This is a genomic window from Tenacibaculum discolor (assembly GCF_003664185.1).
In the GTDB taxonomy this organism is placed as follows: Bacteria; Bacteroidota; Bacteroidia; order Flavobacteriales; family Flavobacteriaceae; genus Polaribacter; species Polaribacter discolor.
Genome location: NZ_RCCS01000005.1, coordinates 228,056 through 250,445, shown reverse-complemented (window position 1 = coordinate 250,445; position 22,390 = coordinate 228,056). Strand labels below are relative to the sequence as shown.

Genomic DNA, 22,390 nt, shown 5'->3' with positions numbered 1-22,390 from the left:
CTGTTGTTTAAAACAAAAAATAATCCTCGTACATTTGCGTAAAATTTTTGTACGTTGAGCAAACAATCGATTGTAAACCAATACCAACAATCTGATAATGTAAAACAGATTGTAAATCAGCTTCAACAAGAACAACACCATTTTCAAATTACGAATTTGGTCGGTTCTTCGTTGTCTTTTGTCATTTCCGAAACTTTTAAACAAGCCGATAAACCTTACTTGTTAATTTGTAACGATAAGGAAGAAGCTGCTTATTATCTAAACGATTTAGAGCAGTTACTGGGCGATAAAAATGTGTTGTTTTATCCTGGTTCGTATCGCAGACCCTATCAGATAGAAGAAACCGACAACGCCAATGTGTTGCTGCGTTCAGAGGTGTTAAACCGTATCAATTCTCGTAAAAAACCGGCGATTATTGTTACCTACCCTACTGCCCTGTTCGAAAAAGTAGTTACCAAAAAAGAACTGGCAAAAAACACGCTAAAAGTAGCCGTGGGTGAGCAAGTATCGCTCGATTTTGTCAACGAAGTACTGTTCGAATATCATTTTAAACGTGTTGATTTTGTAACCGAACCAGGAGAATTTTCGGTACGTGGTGGAATTATCGATGTGTTTTCGTTTTCTCACGACGAACCGTATCGTATAGAGTTTTTTGGTGATGAGGTAGACAGCATCCGAACGTTTGATGTAGAAACGCAACTTTCTAAAGAAAAACTGAAGAAAGTAAGCATAATGCCCAATGTAGAAAACAAAGCGTTGGAAGAAAGCAGAGAAAGCTTTTTAAAATATATTTGGTCTAAAACCGCTGTTTTTGTTAAGAATGTAGACTTGTTAAGCGATTCGTTAGACAAATTCTACCGAAAAGCAGAACTGTCGTTCAACGAACTATCTACAGAAATCAAGCACGCAAAACCAGAAGAACTGTTTTGTAACGGTGAGTTAATTAGAAATCAATTACAAGAATTTACATTAGCGCACTTGTCATCTCTAGCAGAGACGAAAGATCTTACCGAGATACGTTTCGATACGCATCCACAGCCCTCTTTCAACAAAAAATTCGATTTGTTAATTCAGAATTTTAATGAATTTTCAGCCAAAGGATTTACCAATTATATTTTCTGTTCTAACGACAAGCAAGCACAGCGTTTCCACGATATTTTTGACGATGGTGAACAAGAAGTTTCCTATGAAACCATTGTGTTTCCGTTATATCAAGGGTTTGTAGATTTAGACAATAAAATTGTTTGTTATACCGATCATCAAATATTTGAGCGTTATTACAAATTCCGATTGAAGAATGGATACGCGAAAAAGCAATCCATCACCCTACAAGAATTGACCAAATTAGACGTAGGTGATTATGTAACCCACATCGACCACGGTATTGGAAAGTTTGGCGGATTGCAAAAAATTGATGTAGAAGGTAAAAAGCAAGAAGCTATCAAGCTAATTTATGGCGACCGCGATATTTTATACGTGAGCATTCACTCGCTACACAAAATTTCCAAATTCAACGGAAAAGACGGAAAACCGCCTAAAGTATATAAACTAGGGTCGAATGCTTGGAAAAAAGTCAAGCAAAAAACCAAAGCCCGCGTAAAACATATTGCGTTCAACCTAATTCAGTTATACGCAAAACGAAAACTGCAAAAAGGATTTGCTTTCGGACCAGATACACACATGCAGCATGAGTTGGAAGCAAGTTTCTTATACGAAGACACACCCGATCAGTTCTCTTCTACCCAAGAAGTAAAAGCCGATATGGAAAAAGAACAACCGATGGATCGTTTGGTGTGTGGTGATGTTGGTTTTGGAAAAACAGAAATTGCCATCAGAGCTGCTTTTAAAGCCGTAGATAACGGAAAACAAGTGGCAGTGTTAGTACCAACCACGGTTTTAGCGTTTCAGCACTTTAAAACCTTTTCTAAGCGATTAAAAGACTTTCCGGTTACTATTGACTACCTAAACCGTTTTAGAACCACAAAACAGCGCAAAGGCGTGTTAGAAGGTGTTACCGATGGAAGTGTAGATATAGTGATAGGAACACATCAATTAACCAATAAAGCAGTTCAGTTTAAAGATTTAGGGTTGTTGATTATTGATGAGGAACAAAAATTTGGAGTAGCGGCAAAAGACAAGTTAAAAACGATTAAGGAAAATGTAGATACATTAACCTTAACAGCAACCCCAATTCCGCGTACTTTACAGTTCAGTTTGATGGCGGCGCGAGATTTATCGGTAATTAAAACACCACCACCTAACCGTCACCCGATAGAAACCAATGTAATTCGTTTTAGTGAAGAAATCATTCGCGATGCGATTTCGTACGAGATTTCTCGTGGAGGACAGGTGTTTTTTATCCACAATCGTATTGAAAACATCAAAGAAGTAGCAGGGTTGCTACAACGCTTACTTCCGAATGCAAAAATTGGGATTGGGCATGGACAAATGGAAGGAAAAAAGTTAGAAGAACTCATGCTTGGCTTTATGAACAATGAGTTTGATGTACTAGTTTCAACTACCATTATTGAAAGTGGATTGGACGTACCAAATGCGAATACGATTTTTATTAACAATGCAAATAACTTCGGATTGTCTGACTTGCACCAAATGCGTGGTCGTGTAGGACGTTCGAACAAAAAAGCCTTCTGTTATTTTATCACGCCACCATACCATCATATGACCGACGATGCGCGTAAACGAATTCAGGCATTAGAACTGTTTTCTGATTTAGGAAGCGGATTGAATATTGCCATGAAAGACTTGGAAATTCGTGGTGCTGGAGATTTGTTAGGAGGAGAACAAAGTGGGTTTATAAACGATATTGGGTTTGATACGTATCAGAAAATCTTACAAGAAGCCATTGAAGAACTGAAGGAAAATGAGTTTAAAGACTTATATCCTACGGATGAAAACGCGCCGAAAGAGTATGTAAAAGAGGTGCAAATTGATACTGATTTTGAAATTCTATTCCCAGATGATTATGTGAATTCAGTAACCGAACGTTTGAGTCTATACAACAAGTTAGGAACCTTAACCACTGAAGAAGAATTACAAACATTTGAGAGTGAAATTATCGACCGTTTTGGTGAATATCCAACCCAAGTAGCCGATTTATTAGACAGTGTTCGTATTAAATGGTTAGCGAAAGAATTAGGCTTAGAAAAAGTGATTTTAAAGCAAAAACGTTTGATTGGATATTTTGTATCCGATCAGCAAAGTGCTTTTTACCAAACCGAAGCATTTACGAAGATGTTGAAATACGTACAGCACAACCCGAAAAGTTGTGTAATGAAAGAAAAGAAAACCAAAAACGGTTTACGTTTACTCATCACCTTTATAAAAATTGATAGTGTACATAAAGCGTTAGAGACGTTACAGAAAGTGTAAAAATAATTAATAATGGAAGATATAGAAGATAAAGGGTTTATACATAAAGAAATTAGTAGGATTTCGAATATTAGCCCAAGGTTTTATCGTGTTTCGAGTATGTTATTAGATCATTTCATAATGTGTCTTTTAACCATTCCATTAGGAATTATAGTTTCAGTGATAGTTTTTAAATTTGAACTAACTCATACAAAATCTATAGGAATGATACTGTTTTCTATACCAATGTTTATTTACATGAACAAAGATTTTTTAAAAGCAAAAAGTCCTGCAAAACGAATCATGGGGTATCAAATTATTGATATTAAAACGAGCAAACCAGCGAGTGAATTTCAATGTTTTTTAAGAAACTTAACTATTATTGGTTGGCCTTTAGAAGTAATTGTTGGACTAATAAACCCTCAAAGACGTCTTGGAGATTTTCTTGCAAATACCAAAGTTATCACATCAGAAAAGGAGGAATTAAAATTTATTTGGAATGATCTAAAAAATATAAAAGTGAAAGTAAATTTTATTGGAATTTTAATATTAGGAGGATTGTTTTTTTATGGGTTAAGTAAGCTGTTGTAAAGAATAAAAAAATGCTGTATTGAAGTAAGCAAAGTAATCTGTTTGTTGGGAACTTCATGATTAAAAGATTGCCACGTTCCACTCGCAATGAAGAGAACAAACAAAACGTCATTTCGAGCGGTAGCGAGAAATCTTAAGATTAAGAGTTACTCCTTTAAAAGAGATTTCTTCCTCTGGTCGAAATGACATACTTTTACATCCATGCAAACCAATCACGCAAAAAATCTATCAGGAATTATTTTAGCTACGTTATTTATCAGTACTTCAGGAGTACTAGGTAAATATATTGCAATGCCTTCAGAAGTTATTGTGTGGTTTCGCTCGGTGTTTGCTATGGTAATTTTATACGTGTTTTGCCGATTTAAAAAGATTGATTTAACCATACAATCAAGAAGACATTTGTTTCCGTTTTTAATGGGCGGAATTTTTATGGGGGCACATTGGATTACGTATTTCTACGCTTTAAAACTATCTAATGTAGCCATTGGAATGTTGTCGCTGTACACTTTTCCAGTAATGATTGCTTTTTTAGAACCGCTATTTTTAAAGATAAAACTCAACCCAATTCACATTGTATTAGGTCTAATGGTTTTACTAGGACTGTATATTCTAGCTCCTGAGTTTGATATTAAAAACACCCAAGTTCAAGGAGTATTGTTTGGCTTACTCTCTGCCCTATCGTATTCTATAAGAATTTTAATATTAAAGCAATACGTAATACAATACAACGGAGTAATGTTGATGTTTTATCAAACCGTAATCATTACAGTCTTATTAGTCCCAGTCTTATTTTTTATGGATGTTTCAGGATTTCAAGAGCAACTCCCCTATTTGTTATTATTAGCGTTGTTAACTACCGCTATTGGACATAGTTTAATGGTACACTCCTTACAGTTTTTCACCGCATCAACTGCAAGCATAATAAGTAGTATTCAGCCTGTTTTCGGAATTTTGTTAGCATTTATTTTCTTAAACGAAGTTCCCACGTGGAACACGTTTATTGGTGGAAGCCTGATTTTAACAACAGTAATTATTGAAAGTATTAGAAGTAGAAAAGGCTAATGTATTCTTTGCTGCTGCTGAATAATGGTTTTCATACTTACATCTTCATAATTTCTACGAACAAAAGTTAGTGCGCTATCTAAAACCTCTCCCATACCGTCACTATCTCTAAAATTAATATCACCAGTAAACTCAAAAATTTCAGATTTTAATTGTTCGATATTTTTAGGAGTAGAAATATTATCTGATTTCATAGCAGCAAGCAAGCGGTTTAATCGAGAACGAGAACCTAAAATTCTTTTAGCAACAATTGATCGTTCTTCTATTTGATATTGCTCAATAGATTCTGAAGTAAGCTTGTCTCCTACCAATTGAACTAGCTTTAAATTTTCTTTAAAAAACTGTGGATAATACACTTTAAACTTCCCTTCATAACACTGCTGATCAAAATCTATCGGACGAATTTTATATACCACATTTTCAAAATCGTGTGTAGGCACTACAACATAGTTGTACGAACGCATATCACCCAACAAACGAATCATACAACGTTCGTTAAACTTTACAAATTCTTTAGCTAGTTGTGCTTTTTCAATATCTAAACAATCCTCTAAATAATCGTTGATAAAAACATCTCCTGGAATTCCTGATATGTGCTCTTCTATGAGTGTATCTTCATATACCAAAAAGTTTAAGTTATAAGGTGATAAAATATCCTCTAGCTCTAGTCCGTAAATACGAGAAGCATCGGTTCTTTTTACGTAAAAATAAGTGTAGTTATCATTTAAAATATTTCGAATTTTTATACGAAAAGGTTTTGAGTTACCAAACGTACAAAAGTCGATAGCATCAACATTTAAGTGTTTAATACTGGCATCAGAACCATTAGAGTGTAAGATGTTGTATACTTTTTTTAGGTATAAATCAATTTCTGCTCGCTCAAACTCATTGTAAAAAACACGTATCCACAACGTATCGTTATCGTGCTTATCATACACAGCAACCGCCCCTTGAAAACGTAACAAATCATCATAAAAAATAGGAATCTTTATAGTTCTGTTATGCCTTTTCAAGTAGTTTCCTAGTTTTTTATTAACTGGAAAAGCAGGTTTTTTTTGTGATATGAGTTTATATTCTGACATGCCTCAAAGGTACTAAACTTCAAACATTTTTCCCGGTAAAGGTTTTATAACCCCTTTTAATTCCATTTGAACTAAAATAGATGATAGTTGATAAGTAGGAAGATTACAATCCAACGCAATAACATCTAATAACTGTTTACCGTTTTGTTGTAAATAATCGTGTATTTTTTGTTCGTTAGAGTTAAGCTCAACAAATAATTCTTTTTGTTTGGGTACGGCAGCTTGTCGTAGATCCCAATTGAGCATTGTTATAATATCTTGAGCCGAAGTGAGTAAATGTGCTTGATTATTTTTAATGAGATTATTACATCCTTTGCTATATACATCAGTAGCTCTACCAGGTAGTGCAAATACATCTCGGTTGTACGAATTGGCAATATCTGAAGTAACTAATGAGCCACCTTTTTCAGCAGATTCAATGATAATTGTCGCTTTTGATAATCCTGCTACAATGCGATTTCGTTTTAAAAAGTTTTCTCTCATAGGTTGCTCATCGTGCCAAAACTCAGTAATAAGTCCACCATTTTCATTTACTTGGTGAATATATTTTTTATGAGCTTTCGGATAAATTTCATCCAATCCATGTGCCAAGACAGCAATAGTTTGTAAGTTGTTTTTTATTGCGGCCTTATGTGCACAAATGTCTACTCCATAAGCAAATCCACTTACAATTATAGGGTTATAATCTTTCAAATCTTTAATAAGTTCATTACAGAAATCGCGTCCGTACGAACTCATTTTCCGAGTTCCTACAATTGAAATGATTTTATTATTGTTTAGGTTGAGGTTTCCATCTTTAAAAAGTAAGATAGGAGCATCAATACAATGCTTTAGTTGTTGAGGGTAATCTTCATCTAAAAAATACGAAAAAGAAATGTTGTTTTGTTGAATATATGTTAGTTCCTCTTCTGCTCTTTTTAGGTTGTTTTCATCAAAGAGATGTTGGGTTACATGAGCTCCAATTCCGTTAATTTTATGTAGGGAGTTTTTCTTTTCTAAAAACACTTGTTCAACACTTCCTGTGGTGGTAATTAGCTTTTTTGCCAAAATATCACCTACATTTTTTGTTGCTTGTAACCGTAGAATGGCTAGCAATTTTTCTGAGTTCATATAGCAATAATTTGAGTATCAATATACAAAAAACTGTTAATAAAAATTACGAGATTACTTGAAAGTAATGCACTAATAGGCTATATTTGTTCTTATGAGATTAGCCGACTACATTAACGATTTATTATATAGATACGATTGCGTAATTGTTCCTAATTTTGGAGGATTTGTAACGAATAAAATTGGTGCTAGAGTAAATACTACTAGCCACACTTTTTATCCGCCAAAAAAACAACTAACGTTTAACGCGTATTTACAACATAATGATGGTTTATTGGCTAATTATATAGCTTCGAGTAAAAATATTTCTTTTGAAGAAGCTGTTACTTTTATTGCTGAGGAAGTTGCACAATGGAATGAGAAGTTGGAAACAACAAGTGTAACTGTTGCTTCTGTAGGAAGCTTGTCTTTAAATGAAGCGAAACAAGTTGTTTTCGAACCTAATCCATCTAGTAACTTTTTGGCGGAGTCTTTTGGTTTGGCTGAGGTTTCAACACCATCTGTAGAAAGAGTAAAAGAAGTAACAGTTAAATCATTACCTACTACAACTACTGAAGAAAACAAAAGAACAATTCCGTTATATGTAAGAAGAGCTGCAGCAGCGGCTGTTTTTGTAGGAATTGCTTATGTAGGATGGAATGGTGTTCAAAATCAACAACAAGAAGTATTAGCAAACCAAGAAGAGGCTGTTGAGAAGAAGATTCAATCAGCAACTTTTGTAATTGAAAATCCGTTACCAACCATTAACTTAAACGTAAGTAAAGAAGCTAGAAATTTTCATATCATAGCAGGAGCTTTTCAAGAAGAGCACAATGCTGAAAATAAATTAGCTGAACTACAAGATAAAGGTTATGATGCTTCTATCGTTGGAAAGAATGGATTAGGCTTAACTCAAGTAGCTTTTGCAAGTTATGCAACTAAGGTTGAAGCTAGAAAAGCCTTAGAAATTATTAAAGAATCAGTAAGCGAAGACGCTTGGTTATTGGCTAAATAATCTGCATTTATTTTAGGTAGATTTTTTTGTTGCTGTATCTTTGCAGCAAAATTTAATTGATGAGAGCAAAATCACCAAAAGAATCGTTAACTGTACTTACCGATTTAGTTTTACCAGGAGAAACAAATTATTTAGATAACCTTTTTGGAGGAGAATTATTAGCTCGTATGGATAGAGCTTGTAGTATTGCTGCGCGCCGTCATTCGAGAAGAATTGTAGTAACAGCCTCTGTAAACCACGTAGCATTTACCAAGTCGGTACCTGTAGGAAGTGTGGTAACTTTAGAAGCAAAGGTTTCACGTGCTTTTAAATCATCAATGGAGATTTATGTAGATGTTTGGATTGAAGACCGTCAATCTGGTGAAAAAACGAAGGTAAATGAAGGTATTTATACGTTTGTAGCTGTTGATGAAACAGGAAAACCAGTGCCAATTCCTCAAATTGAACCAGAAACAGAATTAGAAAAGCAACGTTATGAAGCAGCTTTGCGTAGAAAGCAATTAAGCTTGGTTTTAGCAGGAAAAATGGATCCTAAGGAAGCAATAGAGTTGAAATCTATTTTTATGGATTAAAACAGTTTATATTTCATCAACATTGCCGCTTTCAGATAAGAAAATGGCAATGTTTTTTGTTTTATCAAACTGTGAAAAGATAATAATCATAATTACCGTAATAGGCACTGAAAGTATCATTCCTGTTATTCCCCATATTTCTCCCCAAACAGCTAAAGAAAGTATAGTAACTAACGGACTTAAATTTAGCGACTTTCCAAAAACTCTAGGTTCTACAACATTACCAACTACTACTTGGATACTTCCAACTGCAAATAATACGACTAAAAAAGGAGGAAATTCTCCAAATTGAATTAAACAAAATATCGCAGGAAAAGCAGTTGCTATTAATGATCCTATAGTAGGAATATAATTCAGTAAAAAGATAAGAAATGCCCAAAATGGGGCTCCGTCTACCCCTACTAACAACAACACAAAATAACTAAGTATACCAGTTAATAAACTAACATAGGTTTTTAGTCGTAAATAATTTGAAATAGAGTCTTCAATCTTTTTTAAGATAAATTGAAAGCTTTTAGGGTTGTTTTGAGAACTCATAAATACTTTTTGCAACTTCTTTTTAAAATTACTTTCCTCTAAGAAGATGAATAAGGCATAAATAATAATCATAAAGGTATTTCCTAGCAAACTACTAATTCCGTTCGCTATATCGCCTAAAACAGAGCCGTAATCGAAATCCCCAACAACCGATTGTAATGACTTAATAATATCGATATGAAAATAAGCGTCTAAACGTTTTATAATAGCATCAACATTCGGTTCGTATTTTGAGTACGAAGTGGTTAAATTTGAAATACTGTTGGTAATTATTTCAGAAACAAAACCAAAACCTAAAATTATAAGTGTAAAAACAAACACATTACTTAGCCAAAAAGGAATAAAGCGTTTAGCAAAAGGAATTTTATAGATGGTTTTCCGAATTTCACGTGTTAAAAACCAAAAAATAAGTGCAAAAACAAAAGGAATTAAAATTCCTTTTCCAATAACCAATGTTGCAATAATCGCTACGGTTACAATAATAAAGTTTGATGCGTTTTTCACACGTTTAAATTTGATTACAATTTAAAAAAATAAAATTTATAAATGTTTTTTTGGTGTTATGAGCGAATCCATTGTGCAGGGTTCAATCGGTTTCTGTTTTTGTATAACATAAAACTAAGCTGTGTTTTACCAGTAACTTTATTGGTAAACACTTTTCCTAATTTTTCACCAGTTTTTACTACGTCTCCCTTTTTAACATATACTTCTTTTAACTTATTGTATGCAGAAATATAGTTACCATGTTGTACTAAAACTGATTTTCTTCCATCAGAATGCAATTGAATAACCAGTACTTTTCCGTTAAAAATACTCTTTACATCAGTATTTGCTTTGGTAGCAATATATAACCCGTGACTATTGATACTAATTCCAGGAAATGTTGGGTGTGGTTGTACTCCAAATTTTCGTGTAATTACACCTTTAACAGGCCAAGGTAAATTACCTCTGTTTTGTTCAAAGTTAGCAAGTAAAGCTTTTTCTTCGGCATTTAAAATAAAACCAGAGCTTTTGGTTTTACCTTTTGTAGTTTTTTTGCCTTTGTTAGCTTTAGCAATAGCATCTCTAATTAACTTATCTATTCTTGCAGCAATTCTTTTCTCTTCTCGTTGCTTTTTCTGTAAATCGCTTTTGTATTTTTTCTCTTCTTTTTTAATTTTAGAGATGAGTTTTTCTTGGTTTTTCTTATCGTCTTCAATTTCTTTTTTCTGACTTTTCTCGTCAGAAAGTAAAGCTTCTTTTGATTTTTTTTGAGCAGTTAGTGAATCGTTTAATTGCTCTACTTCTTTTGCTTTTACGATAATTTCTTCTCCTTGCTTTTTTCTGTAGTCTTTGTACTGTTGCATGTACTTTAAGCGCTTATAGGCTTGGTAAAAGCTTTCAGAAGACAATAAAAACATGGTTTTACTCTGTTGCGATTTACTTTTATAAGATTTAACTACCATGTCTCGGTAGTCATTTTTTAATTCAGCTAGTTCGTCGTTGTATTTTTTTAATTGTTGCTCGTTAGATTTGATTTCTTTTGAAAGTAATTTGGTTTCTAACTCAATAGTTTCAATTAAGCGTTCTCTAACACCAATTTTTTGGTTTAGGTCTTTTAAATCATCTAAAGCACTGCTCTTTTTTTTCTTTGTTTTAAACAAAAGATTATTAACCTGCTCTATTTCATTTTTTAGTTTCTTTCGCCTATTTTCTAGCTCTTTCCTACTTTGAGCAAAAGAAGAAATTCCTACAAAAAACAGGCATAAAAAAGAGATGTAAAAAACAGGGTACTTCATAATTATAATTGAATTTCTTTGTATCCGTTAGGAATATTAAAACTTACATTTAGTTTAGTATCGTATTCTACTGAGCGTGTAGTAATATCAATAATAGTAAATTTATTTTTTTCTTTAGCTTTTATGTTAATTTTCTCAGGGAAAAAAGTAGTATTTTTCTTATAATATTTTGGGTAACTAATATCTAAACGTTGATCTTTTAATGAGTTTACGATTAACTGTTTATTTAGTTTAAAGTGTTTAGGGTTTACATAGAAAAACAAATCGAATAAAACAGGTTGTTTTTTAGGAGATAACTGATATGATTTTTCTTGAATTTGAACTTCTTGACGCTCAGATTTTACATCCATTAAAGCTTCACCTAACAACATGCTTTGTAATTGTTGAAAGTTAATATCAGTTCCTAATAGTTTTTTTAGCATCATAAAATCCCCATCAAAATAACTCTTTTCATATGGAGAGTAAAACTGCACTTTTGTTGGAGTGATTTTAGCTTTAAAAATAGAGATGATTTTGGTTCCTTTTAACCAAATAACTTCATCTTTTTTTATTTTCATTCGTACTGAAAAACCTAAACTTTCTTTATTGTTTTTGTAATTAACTTTTAAACGAGCATCTACCGTTTTTTTGTCAAAACTTGTAGCAATATGTTTCTTAGCTACTTTGCGTGCCGACAGTTCTTTAATAGCGACATCACCAGTAACGTTTTTGGTAGATTTACAAGAGGTTAATCCTAAAAATAATATAACTAATAAGGTGGTATATTTCATAAAATTTGTACTAACGAAACTTATTTTAAAATCTTTTCAGCTTTGTTTTTATAAGAATTGGCTTTTTTAATATTATTCAATCCTTGGTAAGCTTTAGACATTTCTAAGTAAAACTTGGCTTCTATTTCATTATTATCAATAACAAAATCAATGCCGTTTTGTAAGGTTTCTAATGCTTTTTTATAATCTTTATTGTTATTAAACGCTTTTCCGTTCATTAAGTATACAAAAGGTTGTGCAGGAAAAAGAGATAAACCTTGTTCACTGTATTTTAACAAGTCAGCATCGTTGTCAGCAGCTAACTTATCTAATAAAGTTTTTAAATTTTTATAGGACTTTTCTTTTTCAAAAAGTGATTTAGGGTTAAGGTTTTCAGTAATTTTTGTTGGTTGCTCTTCAGTTGTTTTTCGAGCATTTATTTTTCTTTCAATAGAACGAAGTCTACTGTTTAATAATTTAGCTTCTTTTAATTCAGCCAATACTTTTTTAGCAGACGTAAGATCTTTGTTTTGTAAATGTAAAAAAACAAGCAATTGTTTTTTCTTAGGGTGTGTAGTAGCTATTTTTTGTTGAGCAATGATAGCATCAGAAAAATTAGCTAACTTTCTTAAAGTAAAAACTTTGTGTTCAAGCATCCAAACATTATTGGGTTCCAATTCTAAAGCTAAATCAATATAGGTCAAAGCTTCAGGGTTTCTGCCTAACTTTTCATAGTTTTTAGAAAGTTCAAATAAAACAGCTTTGTTATTTGGAAGTATTCTGTTACACTTTTCTAGACTTTGTATAGCCTTTTGATAGTTAAAAATAGCTTTGTCTGAAAGTGCTTTAAAAAAATGCTGTTGAAACTCTATATTGTTTTTCTCAGCTGTATTAACTGATGCAGGAATGCTATCTTGAGCGTTTAGAAAGAAAGAAAAAAGAAGAAAGAAAAAAGACAGTATCACTTTAGAAAAAATAATTTTCTCTCTCTTCTCTCTTCTCTTTTCTATTGAGATTTTATGTAAGCTCTGTATAATCACCTATACTTACCGATGTATAATTAGCATTGTATTTTGCGTGGTTACCAATCATTGCATTATCTAAATTGGCATTTGAAATATGCACGTTTGTTTGAATTAAAGAGTTTGTTATTGTTGAGTTTTCAACAACACTATTTTCTCCAATTGAAACAAAAGGTCCTATTTTAGTATTTTTCAACACTACATTTTTTCCAACATAACATGGCTGAATAATTTCAGCGTTCTCTAATACAACGTCTTCAGACACTAAATTGTTGCCATCAGCTTGTTCAAAACCTAAAACTTGCTTGTTAGTATCTACAGTTGGGTCTTTTTTACCACAATCCATCCAAGTATTTACTTTTCCAGGAATAAATTTAGCTCCTTTTACTTTTAAAGCTTCAAGAGCTTCAGTTAATTGATATTCACCAGAAGGTCTGATATCGTTATCAATTAAATATTTTATTTCTTCAAGTAACTTGTCAGCATCTTTAAAGTAATAAATACCAATAATAGCTAAATCAGAGACAAATTCTTTAGGTTTTTCAACAAAATCAGTAATAAAACCGTCTTTTAATTTTACCACACCAAAAGCGCTTGGATCTTCTACTTGCTTCACCCAAATAGCCCCATCAGCATTAGCGTCTAAGGTAAAGTCAGCCTTAAATAATGTATCAGCAAAAGCGACAACGCAAGAACCACCTAATGATTCTTTAGCACAGTAAATAGCGTGTGCAGTTCCTAACGCTTCTTCTTGTACGTATACAGAACCTTTTGCACCTAAATTTTCTGCTATTTTTATTAATTTATCTTTTGTATCAGCAGGAAACCCTTTAGCAGCAGGCCCAATTATAAAAGCAATTTCCTCTATAGGTTGGTCTACAACAGAAGTAATATCCTCTACTAATCGCTGTACAATTGATTTACCAGCAATAACTGTTAATGGCTTAGGAGTTGTTAATGTATGAGGTCTTAAACGAGACCCAATTCCAGCCATTGGTACTATAATCTTCATATTCTCTCTTTTCGTTTTTAACGGTGCAATATACCATTAATAACGCAGTGAAAAAAGTCATAGCCCTTTTGGAATAGCTTCGATTAATGTTTGGGTGTATTTTGTCTTTGGATGTTGGTAAATTTCGTCTGCATCAGCAATCTCTTCTACCCTACCTTTGTTCATCACAACCAATTGATCGGCCATATATTTTACGACCGATAAATCATGAGAAATGAATATGTAAGTAAAATTAAATTCTGATTTTAGTTGGTTTAATAAATTTAACACTTGAGCTTGTACAGACACGTCCAGAGCCGAAACAGATTCATCACAAATAATTAGTTTGGGTTGTAAAGCAATAGCACGAGCAATTCCTATACGTTGACGCTGACCACCTGAAAATTCATGTGGGTATCGGTTAAAATGAGATGCTTCTAAACCTACTTTTTCTAACAAATTACACACATATTCTTTTCGCTCATTGTTCGAGTTAAGTATGTGATGAACCTTCATTGGTTCTAAAATCGCGTTACCTACTGTAATTCTCGGATTCAAAGAAGAAAAGGGATCTTGAAAAATTATTTGGATATCTTTTCGGAGTTTTTTAAAAGCCGATTTTGAAAGTTTCGTAATGTCAGTGCCCTTGTATAAAATACTTCCAGAAGTAGCTTTTTCTAGTTGTAAAATAGTTCTGCTTAAAGTGGTTTTTCCACAGCCACTCTCTCCTACTAGTCCTAATGTTTCTCCTTCATAAATTTTAAAAGACACATCATTGACTGCTTTCACAATAGCTGGTTTTGAAAACCATGAAGCATTACTAATAAAATCTTTATGCAAATTTACAATTTCTAGCAAAGGAGGGCGCCTGTATATTTTTTGATGAAAAGCATTGCGCTCTTCATCTGTATAAATTGTAGAATCTATAGTTTCGTTGATAAAGTCACTAACTATAGGTAAAGTTTTAAGTCGTTTTTTTGTGTTTGGTTTTGAATTGATTAAAGCTTTTGTATAATTTTCTTTTGGATGTAAAAAAAGATGATTAGCACTTCCCTTCTCTACTATTTTTCCTTTATGCATAACAACGACAGAATCTGCAATTTCAGAAACTAATGCTAAATCGTGAGAAATAAAAATAATTCCCATTTCAAATTCTTGTTGTAATTCTTTTAATAAAGAAATTATTTCTTTTTGTACAGTAACATCCAATGCTGTAGTAGGTTCATCAGCAATTAAAAGTTGAGGTTTACAAGCAATTGCCATAGCAATCATTACACGCTGTTTTTGTCCTCCGCTTATTTGATGAGGATATGAGTTATAAATAGCCTCAGGTCTTGGAAGTTTTACTTTTGAAAACAAAGAAATAACTTCTTCTTTGATTTCTTGATTAGGTAATTGTGTATGTTGCTGTAACATTTCAACAACTTGAAAACCACAAGTTAATGTAGGGTTTAAAGAACTCATGGGTTCTTGAAAAATCATGGCAATTTCATTACCTCGTATTTTTTGATAATCTTGCTCATTATAACCTAATAAAGGTTGTTGGTTAAAAAATAGATCACCTTTCACCGTAGCAGTTTTAGGAAGTAACCCTAAAATAGCTAAAGAACTTATTGATTTACCGCTACCACTCTCGCCTACGATTCCTAATGTTTTATTTTTTTCAACACTAAAAGATACTTGTTGAACTAAAGGCTGAGAGTTTTTAAAGGATATTTCTAAGTTTTTAACTTCAAGCATTAATCATAAAATTTTAATAAAAATACAATTTATATCTCTATTATGCGTTTTCAGAAAGAGGATTTATCTTAACTGTTTGATAGGTAAGTAGTAATAGATTATCTTTTTTTCTTTCCTAATAAACCTAGTGTTTAACTGGGATAAAGGGTTGTTTTGGTTTTATAAAAGAAACATAAACAGTTAATTAACTGTTTAAAAAACATCTTTTTTTATCTTTTTTTATATATTTGTCAATGTTTTAACAAATAATTAAGAGTTTTTATTTAAGGTTTAAGCTTAAAAAAGGCTCTTAAAGTTTTATTAATTCAACTAAAAACCCTTCAAAAATGAAAAACAAAATTACCCTAGCACTTCTGTGCTTATTTTTTGTTGGTGCTTCGTATGCCCAAGAAAAAAGAAACTGTCACTCAATGGAAAATCTTGAGTACAGACAATCCCTTAATCCTTCTTTAAAAAGCAAAATGCAAGAAATTGAGTCTTTTACTCAAAAAAGAATTGCAGAAAAGAAGAACTACCAAGGAAAAATAGTAGGAAATATTATTCAAATCCCAGTAGTTGTACACGTTATTTATAGTAATTCACAAGAAAACATCAGTGTGGCACAAATTCAATCACAAATTGATGTTTTAAATGAAGATTACAGAAGAACGAACTCAGATAAAACAAATAAGTGGTCTCAAGCAGCAGATACTGAAATAGAGTTTTATTTAGCTCAAGTAGACCCAAATGGTAATCCAACAACTGGTATTACAAGAAAGTCATCATCTAAAACTTCATGGGGAACTAATGATGCAATGAAAAAATCATCACAAGGAGGAGTAGACCCATGGGATGCTTCAGAATACCTTAACATGTGGGTATGTAATATTGGTGGTGGAATCTTAGGATATGCACAATTTCCAGGAGGTAGTGCTGCTACTGATGGAGTTGTAATGAGTCCACAATATTTTGGTAGTTCAGATAAAGGATCAGGTTTTTATTTATCATCTCCATTTGACAAAGGAAGAACAACTACTCACGAAGTAGGTCACTTTTTAAACCTTAGACACATCTGGGGTGATGGTGGTTGTGGTGTTGACGATTTTGTTTCTGATACTCCAGAATCTGATGCTGCAAACTACGGATGTGCTTCAAGTCACTCTTCTTGTGGATCAGCAGATATGGTTGAAAACTACATGGATTACTCTGATGATACTTGTATGAACCTATTTACTTTAGGTCAAAAAAATAGAATGCGTGCTGTTTTAGAGTCAGGAGGAGTACGTAGAAGTTTAGCTTTATCAGATAAAACTGGAGGTTCTACTTCATGTACAGCAACGGTACCAACAGGTGTAACTGTATCTAGTATTACTTCTTCAGGAGCATCAGTATCTTGGACAGCAGTTTCAGGAGCTACATACGATGTAAGATATCGTCAAACAGGAACTTCATCATGGACAACTAATGCGGTTTCAGGAACTTCAACATCTTTAAGCGGATTATCAGCATCTACTCAATATGAAGTACAAGTACGTAGTAAATGTTCTGATGGTTCAAATTCAGCATATAGTGCTTCTTCAACTTTTACTACTCCTGAAGTAACAATTTCTTATTGTTCATCAAAAGGAAATAGTGTTTCTGATGAATATATTGGAAGAGTACAATTAGGAACTATTGATAATAGTACTGGAGGAGGAAATGGTTATTCTGACCATACAGGAATTTCAACAAATTTAGCAAAAGGAACTTCTCATACAATCACTATTACACCAACTTGGACAGGAACTGTATATAACGAAGGATATGGTGTTTGGATAGATTATAATCAAGATGGAGATTTTTCTGATTCAGGAGAAACTGTTTGGACAAAGGCTGCATCTAAAGATACACCAGTTAGTACATCTTTTACAGTGCCAGCTTCTGCTACAGATGGAGCAACAAGAATGCGTGTAGTTTTAAAATACAATGCAACACCAACGGCATGTGAAGCTTCATTTTCTTATGGAGAAGTAGAAGACTATACAGTAGTAATTGGAGCAGTAACAGCAGATACAACAGCGCCAACTGTACCAACAAACTTAGCAGCTTCTAGTGTAACGCAAACTTCTTTAACATTAAACTGGTCAGCATCTACGGATAACGTTGGAGTAACTGGTTATGATGTTTATCAAGGAACTACTAATATTGGTTCTGTAACAGGAACTACAACAAATGTAACAGGATTAACAGCAGCAACTACTTATACTTTTTCAGTAAGAGCAAAAGATGCAGCAGGAAATGTTTCTGCTTCTAGTAGTGCAATAAACGTAACAACTTTATCAAACTCAGTTTCATACTGTGAATCAAAAGGAAACAACTCTTCTTATGAGTGGATTGATAATGTTGAGTTAGGAGGAATGACTAATGCAACTGGAGATAATGGAGGATATGCTGATTTTACTTCTAAAACAGCAACGTTGGCTGTAGGAAGCTCAAACCAAATGACTATTAGTGCAGGGTTTAGTAGTTCTTCATATACAGAGCATTGGGCTGTTTGGATTGATTTTAATCAAAACGGAACATTTGAGAGTAGTGAAAAAGTTGTAACAGGATCTTCATCAAGTGCAAATAACTTAACATCTACAGTTGATGTTCCTGCAGGAGCAACTTTAGGAGCAACAAGAATGCGTGTTTCAATGAAATATAATGCTGCTCAAACAGCTTGTGAAACATTTACTTATGGAGAAGTAGAAGACTATACAGTAAATATTGTTTCTAGTACAAGACAAGAATCTTCAGCTAGTGTAAATGGTGAGAGATTGGGTAATGAAAACAGTTTAGACTTAATGTCGTACCCAAATCCAGCAGTAGATTTCATACAAGTAAAATTAGCCTCTAGAGCTGATAATATGACTTATAAAATTGTAAATACAATTGGTAGAGTAATGAAAGCTGGACGCTTAAATTCTTCAAGCATCGATGTTTCTAAACTAAATACAGGAATGTATATTTTAGAAGTTAATGATGGTCAAAAATTACTAACTACTAAGGTGTTTAAAAAATAACTCTTATAGAAAGCCTGAGTTATTTCTCAGGCTTTTTAATTAAAATCAATTAACTAAACCCTTCAAAAATGAAACACAATTATGCAAGAACTGTGTTTTTATCTGCTTTTTTATTCGCAGGAGTTTATACGATAAACGCCCAAGAAAATAGAGAGTTAAAACACGTTAAGTTCAACAAATCTTCAAAGGTATCTCTACAAAAGGCACCAGATTTAATTAGACAAAAATTAAAGCTATTTAAAAATGATGGCTTACAAAAAATTAAATCAAATAGAGATGATTTAGGCTTTACACATGAAAAATTTCAACAAAAATTTAAAGGAGTAAAAGTAGAGTTTGCCACTTATACAGCACATGCAAAGAATGGTTCTTTAATGAGTATGAATGGTGAGTTTTATGATGTTGGAAAGGTAAAAGTAATTCCTAAGCTATCAAAAGCTCAAGCATTTCAAAAAGCTTTATCACACACAGGAGCAGAAAAGTATTTATGGGAATTTCCTGATGCTGCTAAAGAAATGGATAACTATAAAAAACCTGAAGGGGAATTATTAATTCTTCCTAGAGAGGTAATTGGAAAAAAAGAACCAAGATTAGCTTATAAATTTGACATCTTTGCTACAAAACCACTTAGCAGAGGTTATTTATATATAGATGCTCACACAGGAGAAGCATTATTTTACAATGCTATTATTAAGCATTTAGATGAATTTGGTCATGTAGGTGAACTTACCGAGCATGCTAAAAAAAGTAAAAAAGCTACAGAAGCTATAACAGCAGCGTTTGCATCAGGTACTGCACAAACTCGTTATAGTGGAACAAGAACTATTGAAACAACATTAAGTGGAGGAAACTACATTTTAAGTGATTCTGGAAGAAAAATTTACACCAGAGATGCAAAAAATCAAGCGCCAGGTTCTACATATCCATATGTTACAAATTACGATCAGTTTACTGATAATGATAATAATTGGACTACAGCAGAACATAGTGCTAATAAAGATGATGCAGCGTTAGATGCTCATTGGGGAGCAATGATGACCTATGAGTATTTTTTACAAAAGCATAACAGAAATAGTTATGATAATAGTGGAGCTCAAATTAGAAGCTATGTACATGTTGATACTAACTATGATAATGCCTTTTGGAATGGTTCTGTAATGTCTTATGGAGATGGTTCTTCGAATGGAACAGAAGGAAATGGTAACTTCGATGCCTTAACTTCTATCGATGTTGCTGCTCATGAAATAGGACATGCAGTATGTACTCATACAGCAAACTTAGCATACCAAAGAGAATCAGGAGCTTTAAATGAAGGTTTCTCAGATATTTGGGGAGCAGCTGTTGAACATTTTGCAAAAGGAAATGGAAACGATTTAAACCCAGACCTTTCAGTTTGGTTAATAGGAGATGAAATAGACAGACGTAGTGGTTCTGCTGCTTTACGTTCTATGAATGATCCAAAATCACAAGGGCAACCAGATACTTATGGAGGAACTTATTGGAAGAACCCAAACTGTGGTACACCAACAAGATTTAATGATTATTGTGGAGTTCACACAAACTCAGGAGTTTTAAATAAATGGTTTTATTTACTATCAGTTGGTGGATCTGGAACAAATGATGCAAGTGATAACTATAATGTAACGGGAATAGGTATAACAAAAGCAGCTAAAATTGCTTATCGTACCGAAGCTAACTATTTATCAGCTAGTTCAACTTTTGCTGATGCAAGAACTGGTGCTATTCAAGCTGCTACAGATTTATATGGAGCAAACTCTCAAGAAGTAATTTCTACAACAAATGCTTTTTATGCAGTTAATGTAGGAGAAGAGTTTGTACAAACTTGTGCTTTAGCAGCACCAACAAACTTAAATTCATCAAATATTGGTGATAATGGGTTTACAGTAACTTGGACGGCAGTTTCAGGAGCAGCTTCTTACGATGTAACTATTGGAGGAAATACAACAAATGTAGCTGGAACATCATTTAACGCTACAGGATTATTAAGTGGAACAGAATATACAGTATCAGTAGCTGCAAAATGCACAACAGGTGGAACAGGAACACCAGGAACATTAAATGTAACAACAACAGGAACACCACCACTTAATTATTGTTCTTCACAAGGAAATAGTGTTGCTGATGAATATATTGAAAGAGTCCAATTAGGAAGTATAGATAATACTTCTGATGGAGGTGGAGGATATTCTGATTTCACTACAATTTCAACTGATTTATCTATTGGTGATTCTAATACAATAACTATTACTCCTAAATGGACAGGTACTGTTTACAGTGAAGGTTATGGAGTATGGATTGATTATAATCAAGATGGAGATTTTTCTGATTCTGGAGAAACAGTTTGGACGAAAGCAGCATCGAAAGATACTCCTGTAAGTACATCATTTACAGTACCAGCTTCAGCAACTCAAGGAACTACTAGAATGAGAATTGTATTAAAATATAATGCTACACCAACAGCTTGTGAAGCAACATTCTCTTATGGTGAAGTAGAAGATTATACAGTTAATATTACAAATGCTATACCAGATACAGAAGCACCAACAGCGCCTTCTTCAGTAACTGCATCTAATATTGAAGAAACAACAGCAACATTAAGTTGGACAGCGTCTACAGATAATGTTGGAGTAACTAGTTACGAGGTATTTAATGGAGCTACAAGTGCAGGAACTGTTAGTGGTACATCAATGAACTTAACTGGATTAATTGCAAATACAACGTATAATTTTACAGTAAAAGCTAAAGACGCTGCAGGAAATGTTTCAGCATCGAGTAATACAGCAACATTTACAACAAAAGAAGTATCAGCAGTAGAGTATTGTGCTTCTCAAGGAAATAATTCTTCTTACGAATGGATTGATAGAGTTTCTATGGGAGGAGTTGACAATAACACAGGAAACGATGGTGGTTATAAAGATTATACAAACCTTACAATGAATGTGGCTCCAGGATCTAATAGATTATATGTAAGTGCTGGATTTAGTAGTTCTTCTTATACTGAGTACTGGAAAGCATGGATTGATTATGATAAAGATGGTGTTTTTGAAGACACTGAAGTAGTACTAAATGGTTCTTCTTCAAGTGCTGGTGAGCTTTATGAAGATTTTACAATTCCATCAAATGTTTCAGGAACTACAAGACTTAGAGTTTCTATGAAGTATAACAGTGCTCAAACAGCATGTGAAACATTTACTTATGGTGAGGTAGAAGATTATACTGTTAATATTTCTTCTGGTTCTTCAGTAGCTACAATAACTGGTTTTGCAGCAAATATTAGCGGAGAAGCAATAGGAAATGAAGAAAGCTTAGATTTATTAACATATCCTAATCCTGCGGTAGATTTTATACAAATAAAACTAGCTTCAAAAGCAGAAAAAATAAATTATAAACTTATAAATACTGTTGGGAAAGTAGTTAAAGAAGGTCGTTTAAAATCTTCTAATCTAGACGTTTCAAAGTTAAATGCTGGAATGTACATTTTAGAGGTAAATGACGGACAAAAATTACTTACAACTAAATTATTTAAAAAGTAAGTTTTTAAAAACATTAAAGAAAAACAAAAGTCTGAGTTTTTTACTCAGGCTTTTGCTTGTTTTAAATTGTAAAATACCATTGAGAATAAAATCTTTGACTTAGCTAGGGGTGGCTAAACTATTAAAAGTTAGTTTGTAAAGGGTTAAAATGAGTCTATTCAAAAGGTATAAAAGATAAAGAAAAGGTAGAATTGTAAAAGAATTAGGAAATAAAAA

General features: G+C 33.0%; 15 protein-coding genes. 7 read left to right on the top strand and 8 right to left on the bottom strand.

Annotation, left to right across the window (positions count from 1 at the left end; translation table 11 throughout):
• Window positions 1–54 precede the first annotated feature (54 nt).
• From mfd to C8N27_RS04590, 3 genes are all read left to right on the top strand, one after another.
• A complete protein-coding gene (gene mfd, locus C8N27_RS04600; protein WP_121146456.1) occupies window positions 55–3,390 on the top strand; it encodes a transcription-repair coupling factor in 3,336 nt (1,111 codons plus the stop codon).
• 12 nt (window positions 3,391–3,402) lie between these two features.
• A complete protein-coding gene (locus tag C8N27_RS04595) occupies window positions 3,403–3,960 on the top strand; it encodes an RDD family protein (RefSeq protein ID WP_028891635.1) in 558 nt (185 codons plus the stop codon).
• Between the two features lie 201 nt (window positions 3,961–4,161).
• Window positions 4,162–5,022 carry a DMT family transporter gene (locus C8N27_RS04590; RefSeq protein WP_121146455.1) on the top strand — a complete coding sequence of 287 codons (861 nt, stop codon included), beginning with the start codon at window positions 4,162–4,164 and terminating at the stop codon, window positions 5,020–5,022.
• Here the strand turns inward: C8N27_RS04590 and C8N27_RS04585 are convergent.
• Window positions 5,019–6,104: a hypothetical protein gene (locus tag C8N27_RS04585; RefSeq protein ID WP_099214909.1), complete on the bottom strand. Its 1,086-nt coding sequence runs from the start codon at window positions 6,102–6,104 to the stop codon at window positions 5,019–5,021. The two genes, C8N27_RS04590 and C8N27_RS04585, sit on opposite strands and share 4 nt — an antisense overlap.
• 12 nt (window positions 6,105–6,116) lie before the next feature.
• Window positions 6,117–7,214: a DNA-processing protein DprA gene (gene dprA / locus C8N27_RS04580; RefSeq protein WP_121146454.1), complete on the bottom strand. Its 1,098-nt coding sequence runs from the start codon at window positions 7,212–7,214 to the stop codon at window positions 6,117–6,119.
• Between the two features lie 94 nt (window positions 7,215–7,308).
• Between dprA and C8N27_RS04575 the strand changes: the two genes are divergently transcribed.
• Window positions 7,309–8,208 (top strand): HU domain-containing protein, encoded by a 900-nt coding sequence (locus tag C8N27_RS04575; RefSeq protein ID WP_121146453.1) that lies wholly within the window; start codon window positions 7,309–7,311, stop codon window positions 8,206–8,208.
• A gap of 59 nt (window positions 8,209–8,267) precedes the next feature.
• Entirely contained in the window at window positions 8,268–8,780 is a 513-nt protein-coding gene (locus C8N27_RS04570; protein ID WP_099214905.1) for an acyl-CoA thioesterase, read from the top strand.
• 6 nt (window positions 8,781–8,786) lie between these two features.
• Here C8N27_RS04570 and C8N27_RS04565 read toward each other — a convergent pair whose 3' ends face one another.
• The 6 genes from C8N27_RS04565 to C8N27_RS04540 are packed head-to-tail and all read right to left on the bottom strand — an operon-like array spanning window position 8,787 to window position 15,597.
• On the bottom strand, window positions 8,787–9,821 hold the full coding sequence (locus tag C8N27_RS04565) for an AI-2E family transporter (protein WP_167444720.1): 1,035 nt from the start codon (window positions 9,819–9,821) through the stop codon (window positions 8,787–8,789).
• A 56-nt stretch (window positions 9,822–9,877) separates the two neighbouring features.
• Window positions 9,878–11,095, bottom strand: coding sequence for a murein hydrolase activator EnvC family protein (locus C8N27_RS04560; protein WP_176550551.1), 1,218 nt, complete (start codon window positions 11,093–11,095; stop codon window positions 9,878–9,880).
• Between the two features lie 2 nt (window positions 11,096–11,097).
• A complete protein-coding gene (locus C8N27_RS04555) occupies window positions 11,098–11,865 on the bottom strand; it encodes a lipoprotein insertase outer membrane protein LolB1 (protein ID WP_099214903.1) in 768 nt (255 codons plus the stop codon).
• Between the two features lie 20 nt (window positions 11,866–11,885).
• Window positions 11,886–12,884: a tetratricopeptide repeat protein gene (locus tag C8N27_RS04550; RefSeq protein WP_147431702.1), complete on the bottom strand. Its 999-nt coding sequence runs from the start codon at window positions 12,882–12,884 to the stop codon at window positions 11,886–11,888.
• Window positions 12,862–13,878 (bottom strand): sugar nucleotidyltransferase, encoded by a 1,017-nt coding sequence (locus C8N27_RS04545; RefSeq protein ID WP_121146450.1) that lies wholly within the window; start codon window positions 13,876–13,878, stop codon window positions 12,862–12,864. The genes C8N27_RS04550 and C8N27_RS04545 overlap by 23 nt, the downstream gene beginning before the upstream one ends.
• 57 nt (window positions 13,879–13,935) lie before the next feature.
• A complete protein-coding gene (locus tag C8N27_RS04540) occupies window positions 13,936–15,597 on the bottom strand; it encodes an ABC transporter ATP-binding protein (RefSeq protein ID WP_121146449.1) in 1,662 nt (553 codons plus the stop codon).
• Between the two features lie 326 nt (window positions 15,598–15,923).
• On the opposite strand from C8N27_RS04540, the gene C8N27_RS04535 reads away from it, so the two are divergent.
• Together C8N27_RS04535 and C8N27_RS04530 are read left to right on the top strand one after the other, a co-directional pair.
• Window positions 15,924–18,620, top strand: coding sequence for a GEVED domain-containing protein (locus C8N27_RS04535; protein ID WP_121146448.1), 2,697 nt, complete (start codon window positions 15,924–15,926; stop codon window positions 18,618–18,620).
• Between the two features lie 68 nt (window positions 18,621–18,688).
• Entirely contained in the window at window positions 18,689–22,174 is a 3,486-nt protein-coding gene (locus C8N27_RS04530; protein WP_121146447.1) for a M4 family metallopeptidase, read from the top strand.
• Window positions 22,175–22,390 lie beyond the last annotated feature (216 nt).